We start from the raw sequence: 2,793 nt of genomic DNA on the forward strand, positions 1-2,793 counted from the left end.
GCCATATACCGGCGGCTGCGCCTGCGGCGCGATCCGCTATTCGATCACCAGTGAGCCCATCTTCAGTAATCACTGCCAGTGCCGGGACTGCCAGCGGGAAAGCGGCAGCGGCCACGGCTCCTACGCGACCTTCGCGCGCGCCGGCGTCACGCTGAGCGGCGAGGCGAAGCATTGGGACATGGTCGGCGACAGCGGCAATGTGAAGACGCGCGGCTTCTGCCCCCAGTGCGGCTTGCCTGTTTACCTGACCTTTGCCGCCATGCCCGACATCTTCACCATCCGCGCCGCAAGCCTCGACGAGCCCGCCCGCTACAAGCCGCAGGCGGTGACCTACGGAGCGCGCGGGCATGGCTGGGATCATCTCGACCCAGGCCTGCCGAAATTCGAAAAGATGCCGCCCGGGTGAGGCACTAGCCAAAGTCCAGCACCATGCGGCCGTCGATCTTGCCGGCCTTCATCCGGTCGAAGACGTCGTTGATCTCTGCGAGCGGCACCTTCGTCACCTCGGCCTTGACCTTGCCGTCCGCGGCGAACGCGATGGCTTCGTCGAGGTCGCGGCGGGTGCCGACGATGGAGCCGCGCACGGTGATGCGCTTGAGCACGACGTCGAAGATCGGCGTCGGGAATTCGCCCGGCGGCAGGCCGACGAGGCTGACGGTGCCCTTCCGCCGCACCATCTTCAGTGCCTGGGCAAAGGCGGCGGTCGAGACCGCCGTCACCAGCACGCCGTGCGCCCCTCCCCCGGTTGCCGCCAACACCTTGTCCACGGCATCGGCCGCGAGCGCGTTGACCGCGAGGTCGGCGCCGGTCTCGCGGGCGAGCTTGAGCTTGTCCTCGGCGATATCGACGGCCGCGACCTTGAGCCCCATCGCCTTGGCAAACTGGACCGCGACATGGCCGAGCCCGCCGACCCCCGAGATCACGACCCACTCGCCGGGCTTTGCCTCCGTCTCCTTCAAGCCCTTGTAGGTGGTGACGCCGGCGCACAGGATCGGCGCGACGCCGGCAAAATCGATCGTCGCCGGCAGTTTGGCGGCGAAGGCAGCCGAGGCGATGACGTATTCGGCAAAACCGCCGTTCACGCTGTAGCCGGTGTTGTGCTGGTGCTCGCACAGCGTCTCCCAGCCGGTCTCGCAATATTCGCAGGACATGCAGGCGTCGTGCAGCCAGGCGACGCCGACGGCATCGCCCACCTTCAGATTTTTCACGCCGGATCCGAGCGCGGCGACGATGCCGGCAACCTCGTGGCCGGGAATGAAGGGCGGAACCGGCTTCACCGGCCAGTCGCCGGAGGCGGCGTGCAGATCGGTGTGGCAGACGCCGCAGGCCTTCACCTTGACCAGAACCTCGCCGGGGCCGGGCTGCGGCACCGGCACGTCCTCGATCACCAGCGGCTTGCCGAATTGTCTGACGATTGCGGCTTTCATGGTCGGCATCGGTCTGCTCCCTTGCATTGCGCGGAGCAGACTAGCCAGGCCGCAAGGCTCCCCCTTGATTGGAATCAAACCGCACAAAGTTTGCGCAAGCGCTCGCGCCATCGTGACATCGCGATGACGACGCGGCGCGAGGCGCGGGGACGTGTCAGCTATGGAACTTGAGGCCGTCGACGATCTTATCGATCACCTTGCGCTCGGCGCGAACAGCGATACCGACGAGGCTGAGATCGGCACGCGCCACCGCCTTCACCACCTCGCGATTGGCGGCATCATGCGTGGTCTTGAACATGTCCTCGGTATAGACCGCCGGCACCACGTTGCGGGTGAGCGCACGGTCGAGCGCGCGCGACAGCGCCGGACCGTCGGCGCCGTAGATCAGGATCGGCTGGCCGATCAGCGCGTGATATTTCGTGCCCGAGGCATCCTCATAGGGCTCACCGATGCATTCGGAAAAAGCCGCCGCGATGCCGCTGGTGAGGAAAGCCGCCACGTTGAGCTTCTGCCAGGCCTGAAGATCGGAGCGGATCACGACGGCGATCTTGGTGTCGAACTGCATGCATATCTCCAAAGAATCGTCATTCCGGGATACGCCGTCTGGCGCGGACCCGGAATCCGGAGATTATCGCACGAGATTCCGGGTTCGTCGCTGCGCGACGCCCCGGAATGACGGAGGAGAATTCAACCCTTCGCGTCGCAGGCCCAGGCGCGGATCACGCATTCCTTGCCGCCATACTTGTAGCATTCGCGCGTGGCGGCATTGAGCGAGGCGGAGATCTTCGGCTTGACGGCATAACCATACGCACCGCAGGGGTTGGCGAGGTCGACCGACATCGCAGCGCATGCGCGCTTCATCGTCACCGTCGTGCAATCGCCCTTGCACTGCTTCTGCGCCACGGCGCGGGCCTCGTGCTCGGCGCCGTAATCGAAAGCCTGGCCATAGGCACCGCACTTGCCGACCGCAAACGCGCCGGCGGCATGTGCATCCGTGATGTGGCGAGCGCCCGCGACACAAACAGACAACGCAAAGAAAAACATCGCGCAACGGCGCGCGACGACATTCGAAGCCATGGAAAAACCCCTCCCCCCAAGGCAGGTGCGGAGGACTCTAAGCGGTGGTCGTTTCCAGATGGTGAACGGGTGGTTGAAATCGGCGGGCTTGGGAGATGCCGTAGGGTGGATTAGCGAAGCGTAATCCACCAACTTCGTTCCGCTATCGCTGAAGCATGGCGGGTTACGCTGCGCTAACCCACCCTACAAGAGTCACTATCCGCGTCTTGCCGCTTCCAGCGCCTGCGGCGTGTCGATGTCGAGGAAGGCGCTCTCGCCGTCGACGGGCACTTCGGCGACCGCCTCGGTG

4 protein-coding genes are annotated in these 2,793 nt (G+C 65.2%); 1 reads left to right on the forward strand and 3 read right to left on the reverse strand.

Features of this window, described 5'->3' with window-relative positions; genetic code table 11:
- The coding region (locus AC1D00_RS35005; protein WP_477013824.1) for a GFA family protein at window positions 1-406 on the forward strand (406 nt) is incomplete at its 5' end.
- 4 nt (window positions 407-410) lie between these two features.
- On the opposite strand, the gene adhP is transcribed toward AC1D00_RS35005, so the two are convergent.
- From adhP to AC1D00_RS35020, 3 genes are all read right to left on the reverse strand, one after another.
- On the reverse strand, window positions 411-1,436 hold the full coding sequence (gene adhP / locus AC1D00_RS35010) for an alcohol dehydrogenase AdhP (protein WP_477013825.1): 1,026 nt from the start codon (window positions 1,434-1,436) through the stop codon (window positions 411-413).
- Window positions 1,437-1,581: 145 nt separating this feature from the next.
- A complete protein-coding gene (locus tag AC1D00_RS35015; protein ID WP_477013826.1) occupies window positions 1,582-1,992 on the reverse strand; it encodes a DUF2000 family protein in 411 nt (136 codons plus the stop codon).
- 122 nt (window positions 1,993-2,114) lie between these two features.
- On the reverse strand, window positions 2,115-2,504 hold the full coding sequence (locus tag AC1D00_RS35020; RefSeq protein WP_271575217.1) for a DUF4189 domain-containing protein: 390 nt from the start codon (window positions 2,502-2,504) through the stop codon (window positions 2,115-2,117).
- Window positions 2,505-2,793 lie beyond the last annotated feature (289 nt).

Source organism: Bradyrhizobium sp. P2_E8, assembly GCF_056403875.1.